We start from the raw sequence: 13,580 nt of genomic DNA, 5'->3' as shown, positions 1-13,580 counted from the left end.
CCCAGCGGCCGTCGTGCGTACGGAACCATCGCCCGGCACACGGGTTGTCTTCGACGTTTCGAAATAATCCAGGGAACGACGATGCGGATGTTGATGATAGTTGCCGCGCTTTCCGGAGCGGCCCTCACGCAGTCCCTCTACGGGCAAGCCATCAGCCCGCAGGTTCCCCGGATAACGCCTGTTCCTCAGATGACACCCTTGGAGCCCCAGCCGGACCAGATACCGCAGCCCGGGCAAGGGGCTGCTGACCAGAATTTCACTAATATTGCCGTTGTCGCCGTCGAGGATCTGCCTGCGGAAATCAAAGCGCAGGCGGAAGCCGTGATCACCCAGACCAGTGCGGGAGATCTGCTGCGGCTGCAGAACTCCATCGATGCATCGCCCCAGGCAACAACGGCGCTGAGGGCGAACGGGCTCAACTCTTCACAGGTCGTGGCCGCCAACATCGATGGCGATGGCACGCTGACCCTGATCATCCAGACCACAACTTGATCGGCACCCGGAACGATGCGGTCGCGCCGTGAAGCAATGAAACGCAGATATCGCCGAGAGCCGCCATGGCCGAAGCCGCTGTTCGCAACTTCACCATCAATTTCGGACCGCAGCATCCGTCGGCTCACGGGGTTCTGCGGTTGGTGCTGGAACTGGATGGCGAGATCGTCGACCGTGCCGATCCACATATCGGCCTGCTCCATCGCGGCACTGAAAAGCTCATAGAGTACAAGAACTATCTGCAGGCCCTGCCTTATTTCGACCGGTTGGATTACGTCGCGCCGATGAATCAGGAGCATGCCTTCTGCCTCGCCGCCGAGAAATTGCTCCAAATATCGGTGCCAAGGCGTGGGCAACTTATCCGCGTTCTGTTTTGCGAAATCGGCCGGCTTCTGTCGCATCTCCTCAACGTCACGACCCAGGCCATGGACATAGGCGCCCTGACGCCGCCGCTCTGGGGTTTCGCGGAGCGTGAGAAGTTGATGGTCTTCTACGAGCGCGCCTCCGGCGCCCGTATGCATGCGAATTATTTCAGGATTGGAGGCGTGCACCAGGACCTGCCTGCCGCGCTTCTTGACGACATCCGGGATTTTTGCGACCCGTTCCTCAAGGTCTGCGACAATCTTGACGGCCTGCTCACCAACAGTCGTATTTTCAAGCAACGCAATGTCGATGTTGGCGCGATTGGCCTCGATGACGCCTGGGCCTGGGGCTTCTCCGGCGTAATGGTACGCGGATCCGGGGCGCCATGGGACCTGCGCAAGGCACAGCCATACGAATGCTATCCCGAGATGGATTTCGATATTCCCGTCGGCAAGAACGGAGACTGTTACGATCGTTACCTGGTTCGCATGGAGGAAATGCGCCAGTCGGTCCGGATCATGAAGCAATGCCTGGAAAAGCTGCGCGCACCTGAAGGCCAAGGGCCTGTGGCGATTCCGAACCAGAAGATCACACCGCCACCGCGCGCCAAGATGAAACGATCGATGGAAGCGACCATCCACCATTTCAAACTTTATACCGAAGGCCATCGCGTGCCGGCCGGAGAAGTCTACGCCGCCGTCGAAGCGCCGAAAGGGGAATTTGGCGTCTATCTGGTTTCGAACGGAAGCAATGTTCCCTACCGATGCAAGATACGTGCGCCGTCCTTTGCCCACCTGCAGGCGATGGATTTCCTATCCAGGGGTCACATGATCGCCGATGTCGCCGCAATCATCGGATCCCTTGACATCGTCTTCGGCGAAATTGATCGCTGACCAATGCGCGGATCCGATCGATTGCCAATCTCCGATTTCGGCCGGCGGAATTTTTTCGTAGGCCGAAAACGTGAATGCTCCCGCATTTCCTCCCGCTACAACTTTGTACCGGGCGCTCCCGACCCTACCATCGATGGCTTCATCGCACGCTTCGGATCCCTTATTCCTCGTCATCCGGCTCCAGCAGGCCGATCAAGGCGGCCACGCGGGTCCCGGGCAGCGGCCGTCCTTCGCTCATCAACGCCTCGTCTTCATTGAGCCACGCCCAGGCTTCGCGAAGCTCCTCGGCGGAGGCGCCGGTTGCAATGATTTCCGCGACGGTAGCCTCCTCGATTGGACCGAGCACTGAAGTCACGTCGTCCTTTGTCAAAGCCGTGCGCATGTACGATTCCCTCCGGGGTGATCCAGGGATCAACGCCCGCGAACCATCTGCCGTTCCGAGGGAACAAATTTTAACGAACAGCTCTTGACGGAAAAAAGGCGAATTACCAAATCGATTTCGCCGACGCCCAACGGGTCGGCAAGTCAAGGGGCGCCGCTTCCTTGGCGCTCCTCCTATGTTGCTCAATGGAGGATATAGCTATGAGAACCGCTTTCGACTTTTCTCCCCTGTTCCGATCGAGCATCGGCTTCGACCGGATGTTGAACGCTCTGGATGCCGCGAGCCGCATCGAAACGATCGACAACTGGCCTCCCTATGACATCGCCAAGAACGGCGAGGACGACTACCGCATTACGATGGCGGTGGCTGGCTTCTCGCAGGAAGAACTGACCCTCACCCAGGAGCAGAACATGCTCGTGGTATCTGGTCAGAAGACTGGCGACGATAAAGGCGACGACAACAGCCAGTACCTGCATCGCGGCATCGCCGGGCGTGCGTTCCAGCGTCGCTTCGAACTGGCCGACCACGTCAAGGTCGTCGGCGCTGCCCTGGTCAATGGTCTGCTGACGATCGATCTCAAGCGCGAGATTCCTGAAGAGATGAAGCCGCGCAGAATCGAGATCGCAGCCGACACGACGCTGCCCAAGGGCGCGACGAAGCAGATCGAGGCCGAGAAGAAGGCCGCCTGAGATCTCCGCACGGTGCCGGGCATCGCCCGGCACCGCCGAGATGATTTTGTCACCGAACGACCGAAAGGAGAAAATCATGAGTGTCCGTGATCTGATTCCTTGGGGCCGCGGCAATGGCGACCAGGCCCCCAGCCTTTTGCGCGACGGTGAGCGCGATCCGTTCCTGTCGCTGCATCGGGAAGTGAACAGGCTGTTCGACGATGTTTTCCGCGGCTTCGGCACAGGCCTGCCGTCTGTTGGCAGGACCGTGTTTGGCCGAAATTGGCCGAGCGTCGAGATCTCCGACAGTGAGAAACAGATAAAGGTCACCGCCGAGGTGCCCGGGCTGGAGGAGAAGGATATCGAGGTACTGCTCGAAGATGGTGTGCTGACGCTCAAGGGCGAGAAGCAATCCGAAACCGAGGACAAGGACAGGCAGTTCTCGGAACGCTACTACGGCCGCTTCGAGCGCCGCATCCCGCTCGGCTATGAAATCCGCGGAGACCAGGTCGAAGCCCGCTTCAAGAACGGCGTGCTGACCGTGGCCTTGCCCAAGACGGAGAAGGCGCAATCGCAGGTCAAGCGCATCGAAATCAAGAGCTGATTGGACAAAGGAGCTGACAAGCTGGTTCAGGTCGAGCTCGAATGGCGCGCTGGTTGAACTCGCCGGGCCGGATCGCCGGCCATCCTTACGATCGCCGGCAGCATCTTTTGCGGCGAGGAGCTTCAGCGGCGCGCCGCCTCCCCCGTAGTAGCGCTTCTGGCCGCTGCAAGTCTCTGGTTCGCCAATAATCATCCACTGTCGACCGCCTGAGGTGGCGAGGGTCCGGGATTCTTGCCGGGCCCGCCGCTTGTGAAGTGAACAAGACCGCTGAGAGGGTTAGGGGCCTGATGAGACGCCGTTGATCAGCTCTTCGCCACGACCCTGATTGATCCAGTGCGGCCAAGAACGTCAACGACCACCTGAGAGCCGGTACGACGGAGCGCCACGTCCACCGATCCGGCACCCAGCGAAAGCCGCCTCAGGACGATTTGATCCAGGAATCTCGGCAAGACAGGAGCGTCAAAAACGACAAACTGCGATTTCGGATCGAATTCGAGGCCGAGGCAAGCTTGCACAAAAAGCAAGGGCGCAGCGGCCGCCCATGCCTGGGGATTGCAAGCGACCGGATAGAAGGTCGGTGCTTGGGCACTTTGGCGAGGGAAGCCGCAGAATAGTTCTGGCAAGCGGCGCAGATCGAGATATGTCGAGGCGGCGAACAGACCTTCGAATATCTTTGCAGCTTCATGTCGGAAGCCATAGCGAGCGAAGCCGGCGGCGATCAGCGCGTTGTCATGCGGCCAGACAGAGCCATTATGATAGCTCATTGGATTGTAGCGGGCCTCTGTCGCAGCGATGGTTCTGATACCCCAGCCTGTAAAAAAGGCGCGCTCCGTGAGACTCTGCATCACAGACTTTGCTCGCTCGGCACGTGCGAGACCGGTGAAAAGTGTATGGCCGGCATTTGACGAACGTACCCTGCAGGGGCGCTTGTCCCCGTCGAGCGCAAGCACATATGTGCCGAGTTGCTCGTCGAAAAAGCAGACGTCGAAACGATCGCGCAGGTCCGATGCCTTGGCTTCGAGCTTGTTGGCTCGCGCCGAATTGCCGAGCCGACGAGAGATCGCGGCCGCCGCGCACCATGCTCCGTAGACGTATGCCTGCACCTCGGCGAGTGCGATCGATCCCTTCGCAAGTGTTCCGTCCGCGTGAAAAACAGAATCGCTGCTGTCCTTCCAACCCTGGTTTGCCAAACCATCGGGCGTCAACCGCTGGTACTCAACGAAGCCGTCTTTGTCGCGGTCACCGTAATCGTCGATCCAAGCGAGAGCAGCTTCGATATTGGGCATCAGACGCTGCAATGTGTCGAGATCGCTTGTCCTCTCCAAATAGGCACCTGCCAACATGATGAAGAGGGGCGTCGAGTCGACGCTGCCATAGTATCGACGAAACGGCACCTCCCGAAGCACCGCCATTTCGCCATGCCGCAACTCGTGAAGGATTTTGCCAGGTTCCGCATCCGACACATGATCTACCTCGGTTGCCTGATTGGCTGCGAGATAGAAGAGCACGCCGCGTGCTATCGAGGGGTCCAGCCAAAGCATCTCCATGGCAGTGATGAGAGCGTCACGCCCGAACACGGTGCTGAACCATGGAATGCCAGCATAGGGATAGGGTCCCTCAGGTGTTTGTGTGATCAGCATGTAGAGGTCCGACACACTTCGGTGCACCGCCTCATCAAAGATTTCGTTGGAGGTCGTTATGACGGCGGCCTTCGATGTGGAATGACGCAGTGCCCGCCGCGCATCGCGAAGCGCAATAAAAAAGGTGCGGCGAGGCGACTCGTCGCCAATTTCCTTCTTGTCACAGCCGACATCCAGGAAAAGCGAATGTGTCTCGTGAGGTGCGAGTTCTATCACAAACGTGGCCTGTTCACCGGTGAGCGTCGCCGGCACGGGATCGAAGGACAAAATCGTAGCGCGCCGCACGCCATCCAAGCCCACGTAAGCAAGCGCGACCCGGTTACCGGCCACGTCCGGTTGACAATCCTCTCCGCGCTGGGGCCGCGGCGTGCCCCGGACTTCGAACAGGTCCGCGAAATCGGATGCGAAAACCAGCTCAAGCTGGAGACGATGCCGAACTTCATCGAAATTGCGCACAGCCAGCCGCTCGAAGCATCGGGCGCCCCACAATAATCGTGACCGGCGGAGATGAATTAAGTCGTGCTTCAGCACGCGAACGCCTTCAGCATCGAAAATGTCTGGATTGGTTAGATCGCAAGTCAAGGTCGCATTGTCGTCGCGCAATGTCGAACTGAGCAGCATAGGCCTGGCGCCATTGATTGTCAGACCAAGATGCGAGAGATAGCGTGTGTCGCGATAATAAATCCCATCCGGGCTACCAGGTCCCGAGAGGACGTCGCCGTTACGGTCGAAGACGCCGAAAATGTCGTCATGCTTGAGTGTTCGGGGCCGGCGCTCCTGCAGTGAGGGGACGAAAAGCTGGGCAAGATGCGTAACGCCAGATCCCCCGGGAAAAGGTGCATGGGAGATCGCTTCAGCACTCACGGATTGCATCGCTGAGACCTCTAACTTCAGCTGACACTTGAGCGCCCCTGGCGCGAGCCATCGCAGCGCCTGATGATAGCGCGACAAGGCGATCATAAATCGACACGTAGTCGAATGCCATACGCTCGGCCGAGAACCGTTCTTCGAAAACAGCCCGGATCCGTCGCCGATCCAAATTGCCGGCCGATCTTATCGCCTCAATTCCCTCGTCGACAGTTCTTACGACAAACCCCGACACCCCATGGTCAATCACCTCGGATACCGCGCCTCGATCGAACGCGATTACGGGGGTTCCGCACGCCATGGCTTCGATCATCACCAACCCAAAGGGCTCGGGCCAGTTTATAGGAAAAAGCAGTGCCCGGGCGTTGCCAAGGAAATCGGCCTTGTGGTGTTCATCTATTTCGCCGAGGAATTCCACATTGGGATGTGTGGCGATCATGGGCGAGATTACGTTCTCCCAAAATAACCTGTCCTGTTTGTCGATTTTGGCCGCGATCTTCAATGTCATGCCAGCACGCCTGGCGATCTCGATCGCTGTCTCTGGACCTTTTTCCGGAGAAATACGGCCGAGAAACGCCAAATAATCGCCCGAGGGATGCATCGTCATCGGCAGTAGATCGCGCGGTAATCCATTATAGACTGTTCCGGCCCAGTTGACGGGCGGCATCGGGCGACGTTGTTCTTGCGATATCGATACCAGCGGCACGTCGGGAAAGCTTTGATAGAACGGATACAGGTCAGGAAGATCAAGACGTCCATGCAGGGTCGTGAGCGCAGGAGTTTGGAGGGTATTGAGCAGAGGGAACTGCAACAGATCAGTGTGAAAATGAATAACATCAAACTCGTCGGCAACCCGCCGAACGCGATCGAGCATTACAATGTGATGAGGAATGGGATCCAGAACGGTCGGATCAAGCCTCAAGGCCCGGTCGCAGCATTTTACCAGCCGCGCCGAGCTGTGCGAATCCCCACTTGCGAAAAGCGTGACCTCATGACCGCGACGGACAAGCTCCTCGGCAAGATACGACACGATCCGCTCGGTACCACCATAGAGTTTTGGGGGAACACTTTCTGTTAAGGGTGCGACTTGGGCAACCCTCATCGGTCCAGTCCATTTGTATCGTTCACCCAATTCGGTGCACCCACTTGCGGCTTTTCCGAACCGAACACCGCAGAATCCAGATTGTTCCGGCGCTGAGCGCGCCTGTCTTGCCGGCGGCCAGATGCTCGCGGATCGGCAGAAGCGGTTATGCGGAACATCAAAACCTCGTCTCCAGGCGCGCTATTTTCTGGAGCAATGAAACAATTGCCCTGAGCCGTAGTTCTTATGTCCAGCAATGACGATGGGTCGGCAGCGGGAGCACTGGCGGAGCTTCCCACGCGGATGTGCGGTTCTGACCAGGAGGGTCAATCATGTTCGTGAATTCGACGAACGGTCATGAGCTTCAGTCCAAAATGCGCGGTTTCCGCCTCGACCGATTTCGAGGCAATCCCAAGCTGGCCGCGAGAGGCCCCGCCTGGAGCTTTTGTCGATCCCACTGGAACTCGCTCCAGGCCCATACGTTCCGAGTCGATCCAAGGACGACGCGAACGCTCAAAAATCACCACGACTGAGGTGAACGTCATGGCATTTTCGATTGAAAGTCCGGCCTTCCGGGACGGCGACAGGATTCCGGATGAATATGTGCGTGACGGGGAGAACCTGTCGCCCCCGCTGACCTGGAAGGAAGCGCCTCAGGGCACTCGAAGCTTCGTCTTGATCGTGGAGGACCCCGACGCTCCCTCCGGGATCTTCCGCCATTGGGGCATCTACGACATCCCTGCGGAACGCGACCGCTTGCCGGAGGGTACGACGGCCGGCGCCAAGACCGAAAGCCTTGGCTATGGCGTCAATGATTTTGGCAACCCGCGCTACGATGGACCGCAGCCACCCAAGGGCCACGGTGTCCATCACTATCATTTTCGCCTCGCGGCCCTCGATGTCGAAACGCTGCATTGTGGCGAGAAAGCCAAGGTCGCCGACATATTGGATCGGGCAAAGCCACATGTGATCGCACAGGCCGAACTTGTCGGCACCTACGAGAGGGCGTGATGCATCGCGTTCCGAACAGACGCCTGCCACCATCATGCTGTGGGCGGACCTGATCGGTGACCTTCTGCCGGACGGCGTGCTCAACATCGTCAACGGCTTCGGCCTGGAGGCCGGCAAGCCACTCGCTTCGTCGAACCGCATCGCCAAGATCGCCTTCACCGGCGAAACCACGACCGGCCGGCTGATCTCGCAATATGCCAGCCAGAACCTCATCCCGGTGACGCTGGAACTCGGCGGCAAGTCGCCCAACATCTTCTTCCAGGATGTCACCGCTGAAGACGACGACTTCTTCGACAAGGCTATCGAGGGCTTTGTTATGTTCGCACTCAACCAGGGCGAGGTCTGCACCTGCCCCAGCCGAGCCCTGGTGCATGAGAAGATCTACGACAAGTTCATGGAAAAGGCGCTGAAGCGCGTCGAGGCGATCGTCCAGGGCGATCCGCTCGACCCGGTCACTATGATCGGCGCGCAGGCGTCGAGCGAGCAACTGGAGAAGATCCTGTCCTACTTCGACATCGGCAAGAAGGAGGGCGCCGAAGTGCTGATCGGCGGCGAGCAGAACCATCTGCCGGGCGATCTTGCTGGCGGCTATTACGTCAAGCCCACGGTGTTCAAAGGCCACAACAAGATGCGCGTCTTCCAGGAGGAGATTTTTGGGCCAGTGGTGTCGGTCACCACCTTCAAGGACGACGACGAGGCCTTGGCGATTGCCAACGACACACTCTACGGCCTAGGCGCTGGTATCTGGAGCCGTGATGCGAACCGCTGCTACCGGTTCGGCCGCGCCATACGCGCCGGTCGCGTATGGACCAACTGCTACCATGCCTATCCGGCACATGCGGCGTTCGGCGGCTACAAGCAATCGGGCATCGGCCGCGAGAACCACAAGATGATGCTCGACCATTACCAGCAGACCAAGAACATGCTGGTCAGCTATAGCCCGAAGAAGCTCGGTTTCTTTTGAGCGTCGTCGGATAGAAAGCCAAGGGTGCAGCCGTTATGGCTGCGCCCTTATCGGCTCGGGAACTCTGGAGGGAAAGCAGGATGCTTGAAAAGATCTCGCTCGGGAAAGTCTCGGCCACACCTGGAGCCAGAACCTTCCTGGCGGAAATCATCGCCGACCACGGCCCGGTGCTGCTCCATCAGTCGGGCGGGTGCTGCGATGGATCATCGCCGATGTGTTACTCGCAAGGCGATTTCATCGTCGGCGACCACGACGTGATGCTGGGGGTAGATCGGCGACACCCCGGTCTATATCAGCGTCTCGCAATGAAGTGTGGAAGCACACCGATCTCATCATCGACGTGGTGCCTGGTCGCGGCGGAATGTTCTCGCTCGACAACGGAAGAGAGAGGCGGTTCCTAACGCGGTCGACAATCTGCGCGGCTCAGGCGAGGGCTTAATGAACTGCCGTGGCGCTGCGCGCCGGGAAATGCCTGCGGCGACGGCGGACGCACGTCGCTCGACGGGCGGGCAAGGCTCATAAGGTTCCTCTTTGTCTCAGCGCAACGAGCATCGATGAAACAAGGCGCAAGATGTCCGCTTCCAAATGCGGACAAGCGGCATGAAACCCACATTCAGCGACGATGCGACGATGGACAGGCTCATGCACGGCTCGCCAGCAGCTATTCGCGTCGTTCTTCAGCATGGCATGCTTTGCGTAGGCTGCCCTATCGCGCCGTTCCACACCATTTCAGACGCGGCACGGGAGCACAATCTGGACGAGGAACTGCTCAGTCGCGATCTGCGGACCGCAATCGAAAGTAGCGACTGACGTTAGCTCTTCTGTTCGCGGCCTTCCGCGATCAGAAGCAACCGGTGAGGCTCGACTACAGTCACCTTCTGCCGCCCGCTTTTGACCAATCCCTGGTCTTCCCAGGCCGAGAGCAAGCGGCTCACCGTGTGAAGCGTCGTCCCCGTCATTTCGGCAATGTCCTGACGCGAGATCGGGAAGTCGATCACGATGCCTTCCTCCGTCTTTTTGCCGGTCTGCTTGACCAGCTTAAGCAGTGCATGGGCAACGCGCTGGTTCACTTGTTCGGTGGACATCTCGATGACGCGCGTGTGGGCGTCCTGCAGCCTGCTGCCCACGGCCTTGTAGGTGTTGGCACTGAAACTGGGAAAGTCGGCAGCGAATGTCGGCCACAGCTGGCTTGGCCAGGCAAGAGCGACGCAATCGGCCGCGGCGATCGCATTTGCCGGATAGGTGGTGCGGCCCAGTGCGTGGGCAATGCCCATCAACTCGCCTGGACTTATGTATCGCACGGTTACCTCATGGCCGTCCGGCGTCGATTTCACCACGCGCACATGCCCGTCGAGCAGCAGGAAAAACGAATGGGCTTCCTGCTCCTGTTCGAAAACCGACTGGTCCCTGGCAATCCTCAACGACGTGGCCTGGCCGACGATGCGGTCGAGCTCGGCAGCCGATAGCCCCTCAAAGACAGACAACCCGGCGATCAGTGTGCGATCAAGGCTACCCAACGATGCCCCCCAAATTTGACCATGACCACAAAGCGTCCACGCCAGCCTGACTGGAGAGTGTCACGGACAACTGATGGGCGGCAAGGGGGCGATGCTGCTCGACGTCTGGGCGACGCTGTGGTCGCCACCTTCTTCGACTATGTGACTTGTTCGGCGGAATGTCTTTCAGCCGCTTGAAGAGCAGAGACGGCAGCAATCAGCTCTGACGGAAACGGCTCCAGTTGCTCCTCCATGCACATTTCACCCAGAAATTTGCGCCAACGCAAATCGCCAGATTGTCCAGTGACGTAGAACAGGCGCGACGGTTGATGCCGTGATGAACCCAAGAAAGGACTTCCCAATGAAATTGCCTCTTGTTGCCGCTGCCGTCGCTCTTCTCGCCCTCGCCGGCGCCGCAAGCGCCGAGGAGCATGTGGTGCAAATGCTCAACAAAGGTGAGAAAGGTGCGATGGTGTTCCAGCCGGCCTTTGTGCGTGCAGTACCGGGGGACACGGTCAAGTTCGTGCCGACCGACAAAACCCACAACGCTGAAATCATCAAAGGCATGCTGCCGGACGGCGCTGACGCCTTCAAGGGGAAGCCGAGTGAGGAAATCACCGTGACCCTCACCAAGGAGGGTGTCTACGGCGTGAAATGCGCGCCGCACTATGGCATGGGCATGGTGGCGCTCATCGCCGTAGGCAAGCCCGTCAATCTGGAAGCCGCGGAAGCCGTCAAGCAGGCCGGCAAAGCCAAGACAGTGTTCGCGGATCTGTTCGCGGAAGCGGCAAAGGCCGCCTCCAACTGACCTGCTCTCTTCCAAAAGATACCCTCCGGTTCACGATCTCCGGAGGGAACGGCCGAACGGACCAGCGGAGAGGTCCAGTTCGGCCGATTTCGTTTTGGCGAAGACTTCGCCTCGGTTTTTATGACAACTACCTCCTGTTTCCTCCACCAGGTAGATGAATCGAACTGGATTTGCGCTAGCGCAAAGACGTTCGCGGCGGGAAGCCTAATATCTGGCCATAAATTGGCGCAGGCAAAGGAGATGGATATGCTTACGAGACGTGAAGCACTGCTGGGTTCGGTTTTTACCGCCGCCGCCGTCGCAACGATTACAGCCATGCCCGCTACGGCAAGCGCAAAGGAGGTGGCCGGATTGCCGCGTGAAAAGGTTGCATTGGTCGCGCCTCCTTTCGTTCACGCTCACGATCAGGTCGCGAAAGTCGGTCCGAAAATCGTCGAATTCACCATGACTATCGAAGAGAAGCCGATCGTCATCGACGCGGACGGCACGCAACTCAATGCGATGACCTACAATGGCTCCATTCCCGGCCCGCTGATGGTCGTGCATCAAGGCGACTATCTCGAACTCACACTCATAAATCCCGACACCAACACACTCGCCCACAACATCGACTTCCACGCGGCCACCGGCGCACTTGGCGGCGGCGGCCTGACACTGATCAATCCGGGTGAGCAGGTCACGCTGCGCTTCAAGGCAACCCGCGCCGGAACGTTCGTCTACCATTGCGCCCCCGGCGGCGCGATGATCCCATGGCACGTCGTGTCGGGCATGAGCGGTGCGGTAATGGTGCTGCCGCGCGACGGCCTCAGGGACGACAAAGGCAATCCCGTCCGCTACGATCACATCTACTATATCGGCGAGAACGACTTCTACATTCCTCGCGACGAGCAGGGAAAGTTCAAGAAGTTTGAAACCGCCGGCGACAACTACGACGACACCGTCAAGGTCATGCGCGGCCTGATCCCGACACATGTCGTCTTCAACGGCAGGCGGGGATCGCTGACGGGCGAGCATGCCATGAAGGCCAAGGTTGGCGAGACCGTCCTGATCGTCCATTCCCAGGCGAACCGCGACACCCGCCCCCACCTGATCGGCGGCCATGGCGACCTTGTCTGGGAGCAGGGCAAATTCGACAATCCGCCAGCCAGGGATCTTGAAACCTGGTTTATTCGCGGTGGCTCGGCGGGTTCGTCGCTGTACACCTTCCGGCAGCCCGGCATCTACGCCTATGTGAACCACAATCTAATCGAGGCCGTGGAACTGGGAGCGACCGCGCACTTCACGGTCGACGGACATTGGGACGACGACCTGATGACGCAGATCGAGGCACCACGCTCCATCGCGTCGTAGCGAGGATCTGATCCTGAAGCCAAGGCGGCCTTGCGGCAATTCCGCAAGACCGCCCATGTCGGGCGAAAGCCGATGCCAATCAACCCAATCATAGCCCTCGCAGCGTTCGCTTCTGCCGCGCTGGTTGCCATAGGAGCGACCACGGCGGCTGATTGGCTTTCGCCGCCTGGCGGCCGACTTGTCGCGAGCCCGGAACTGGTGCGCCTTGCCCCGGCGTCGTTCAGTCATCCCCAACCAGGTGAATTCCTGCAGGACGGACGTCCGGTGGCGGCGCCCGTCATGTTGGTCAGGTTGGGGGAACCGCTGGAAATCATGAAATATCAAGTGAGTGCATCGGAATACGGTCGCTGCGTGGCGGCCGATGTCTGCCAGCCCGCCGAAACCCTTGGCGACGGCAACTTTCCCGTGACCGGCGTGAGCCACATGGACGCGCAAGCCTATGCGAACTGGCTATCAACCCAGAGGGGCGAAGCGTGGCGGCTACCGACCGATGCGGAGTGGGCCTTTGCCGCCGGCGAAAAATTCCGGAGCGACGTAGAGGCCGGCATCAGCGACCCCGCCAACCCGGCTCTGCGGTGGCTCGCCCAATATCGCAACGAGGCTTCGCTCGAGCGCAAATCCGATCCTGCCCCGAGATTTCAGGGGGCCTTCGGTGTGAACGCAAAAGGGGTGGCTGACGTCGCCGGCAATGTCTGGGAATGGACATCGACCTGCTATGTCCACGCGTCGGTGACCAGCGACGGCACAAGGACTGCAGGTTCGGTGGAAAATTGCGGGGTGCATGTCGTTGAAGGATTCCACCGCACCTATATGTCGAACTTCATCCGGGACGGGAAGAGCGGCGGCTGCGCCGTCGGAACGCCGCCCGACAATCTGGGTTTCCGGCTTGTCCGCGAACGGCTCACCCTTGTCCAGGCAGGCCTTCGGCGTCTCGGGCTTTCCTGATTTTGGCGAAGACAAC

Annotated in this window: 15 protein-coding genes and 2 pseudogenes; 12 read left to right on the top strand and 5 right to left on the bottom strand. The window is 59.4% G+C overall.

Annotation, left to right across the window (positions count from 1 at the left end; genetic code table 11):
- The first annotated feature begins 81 nt into the window (after window positions 1–81).
- Both FJ492_RS17895 and FJ492_RS17890 read left to right on the top strand, forming a co-directional pair.
- Window positions 82–492 (top strand): hypothetical protein, encoded by a 411-nt coding sequence (locus FJ492_RS17895; RefSeq protein ID WP_140750812.1) that lies wholly within the window; start codon window positions 82–84, stop codon window positions 490–492.
- A 65-nt stretch (window positions 493–557) separates the two neighbouring features.
- Window positions 558–1,748, top strand: coding sequence for an NADH-quinone oxidoreductase subunit D (locus tag FJ492_RS17890; RefSeq protein ID WP_140509328.1), 1,191 nt, complete (start codon window positions 558–560; stop codon window positions 1,746–1,748).
- A gap of 160 nt (window positions 1,749–1,908) precedes the next feature.
- Here the strand turns inward: FJ492_RS17890 and FJ492_RS17885 are convergent, their stop codons facing one another.
- Entirely contained in the window at window positions 1,909–2,130 is a 222-nt protein-coding gene (locus tag FJ492_RS17885; RefSeq protein ID WP_027145652.1) for a hypothetical protein, read from the bottom strand.
- Window positions 2,131–2,330: 200 nt separating this feature from the next.
- On the opposite strand from FJ492_RS17885, the gene FJ492_RS17880 reads away from it, so the two are divergent.
- Entirely contained in the window at window positions 2,331–2,819 is a 489-nt protein-coding gene (locus FJ492_RS17880; protein WP_140509329.1) for an Hsp20 family protein, read from the top strand.
- Window positions 2,820–2,895: 76 nt separating this feature from the next.
- Entirely contained in the window at window positions 2,896–3,402 is a 507-nt protein-coding gene (locus FJ492_RS17875; protein ID WP_140509331.1) for an Hsp20/alpha crystallin family protein, read from the top strand.
- Between the two features lie 302 nt (window positions 3,403–3,704).
- Here FJ492_RS17875 and FJ492_RS17870 read toward each other — a convergent pair whose 3' ends face one another.
- The 3 genes from FJ492_RS17870 to FJ492_RS17860 form a co-directional block, all read right to left on the bottom strand.
- Window positions 3,705–5,915 carry an amylo-alpha-1,6-glucosidase gene (locus tag FJ492_RS17870; RefSeq protein ID WP_140771334.1) on the bottom strand — a complete coding sequence of 737 codons (2,211 nt, stop codon included), beginning with the start codon at window positions 5,913–5,915 and terminating at the stop codon, window positions 3,705–3,707.
- A complete protein-coding gene (locus FJ492_RS17865; RefSeq protein WP_140717507.1) occupies window positions 5,896–7,011 on the bottom strand; it encodes a glycosyltransferase family 4 protein in 1,116 nt (371 codons plus the stop codon). The genes FJ492_RS17870 and FJ492_RS17865 overlap by 20 nt, the downstream gene beginning before the upstream one ends.
- A gap of 305 nt (window positions 7,012–7,316) precedes the next feature.
- A complete protein-coding gene (locus FJ492_RS17860; RefSeq protein WP_140717509.1) occupies window positions 7,317–7,535 on the bottom strand; it encodes a hypothetical protein in 219 nt (72 codons plus the stop codon).
- Here FJ492_RS17860 and FJ492_RS17855 point away from each other — a divergent pair.
- The 5 genes and pseudogenes from FJ492_RS17855 to FJ492_RS17840 all read left to right on the top strand — a co-directional run bounded on the left by FJ492_RS17855 (window position 7,534) and on the right by FJ492_RS17840 (window position 9,775).
- A complete protein-coding gene (locus FJ492_RS17855; protein WP_140509392.1) occupies window positions 7,534–8,001 on the top strand; it encodes a YbhB/YbcL family Raf kinase inhibitor-like protein in 468 nt (155 codons plus the stop codon). The genes FJ492_RS17860 and FJ492_RS17855 overlap by 2 nt on opposite strands.
- Window positions 8,002–8,011: 10 nt before the next feature.
- Window positions 8,012–8,965 (top strand): annotated as a pseudogene (gene adh, locus FJ492_RS17850) (aldehyde dehydrogenase); the annotation flags it as partial.
- Between the two features lie 35 nt (window positions 8,966–9,000).
- Window positions 9,001–9,171, top strand: a pseudogene (locus tag FJ492_RS29500) (DUF779 domain-containing protein); the annotation flags it as partial.
- On the top strand, window positions 9,156–9,404 hold the full coding sequence (locus FJ492_RS29590) for a DUF779 domain-containing protein (RefSeq protein WP_348641913.1): 249 nt from the start codon (window positions 9,156–9,158) through the stop codon (window positions 9,402–9,404). The pseudogene FJ492_RS29500 and the gene FJ492_RS29590, both read left to right, overlap by 16 nt.
- A 161-nt stretch (window positions 9,405–9,565) precedes the next feature.
- Window positions 9,566–9,775, top strand: a complete 210-nt coding sequence (locus tag FJ492_RS17840; RefSeq protein WP_140509336.1) for a DUF1858 domain-containing protein — start codon at window positions 9,566–9,568, stop codon at window positions 9,773–9,775.
- A 2-nt stretch (window positions 9,776–9,777) separates the two neighbouring features.
- On the opposite strand, the gene FJ492_RS17835 is transcribed toward FJ492_RS17840, so the two are convergent.
- The gene (locus FJ492_RS17835; protein ID WP_140771244.1) at window positions 9,778–10,482 is read right to left on the bottom strand and encodes a Crp/Fnr family transcriptional regulator; all 705 of its coding nucleotides are present in this window, start codon (window positions 10,480–10,482) and stop codon (window positions 9,778–9,780) included.
- Window positions 10,483–10,822: 340 nt separating this feature from the next.
- Here FJ492_RS17835 and FJ492_RS17830 point away from each other — a divergent pair, with 340 nt between their 5' ends.
- The 3 genes from FJ492_RS17830 (at window position 10,823) to FJ492_RS17820 (ending at window position 13,564) form a co-directional block, all read left to right on the top strand.
- Window positions 10,823–11,269, top strand: coding sequence for a pseudoazurin (locus FJ492_RS17830; RefSeq protein WP_140718361.1), 447 nt, complete (start codon window positions 10,823–10,825; stop codon window positions 11,267–11,269).
- A gap of 246 nt (window positions 11,270–11,515) precedes the next feature.
- The gene (gene nirK, locus FJ492_RS17825) at window positions 11,516–12,619 is read left to right on the top strand and encodes a copper-containing nitrite reductase (RefSeq protein WP_140771241.1); all 1,104 of its coding nucleotides are present in this window, start codon (window positions 11,516–11,518) and stop codon (window positions 12,617–12,619) included.
- Window positions 12,620–12,817: 198 nt separating this feature from the next.
- Window positions 12,818–13,564: an SUMF1/EgtB/PvdO family nonheme iron enzyme gene (locus FJ492_RS17820; protein ID WP_246676053.1), complete on the top strand. Its 747-nt coding sequence runs from the start codon at window positions 12,818–12,820 to the stop codon at window positions 13,562–13,564.
- Window positions 13,565–13,580 lie beyond the last annotated feature (16 nt).

Origin of the sequence: Mesorhizobium sp. B2-5-4 (genome assembly GCF_006441095.1) — a bacterium.
GTDB lineage: Bacteria > Pseudomonadota > Alphaproteobacteria > Rhizobiales > Rhizobiaceae > Mesorhizobium > Mesorhizobium salmacidum.
Note: the sequence above shows the minus strand (reverse complement) of the source record. Positions and strands in the feature narration are given on the sequence as shown.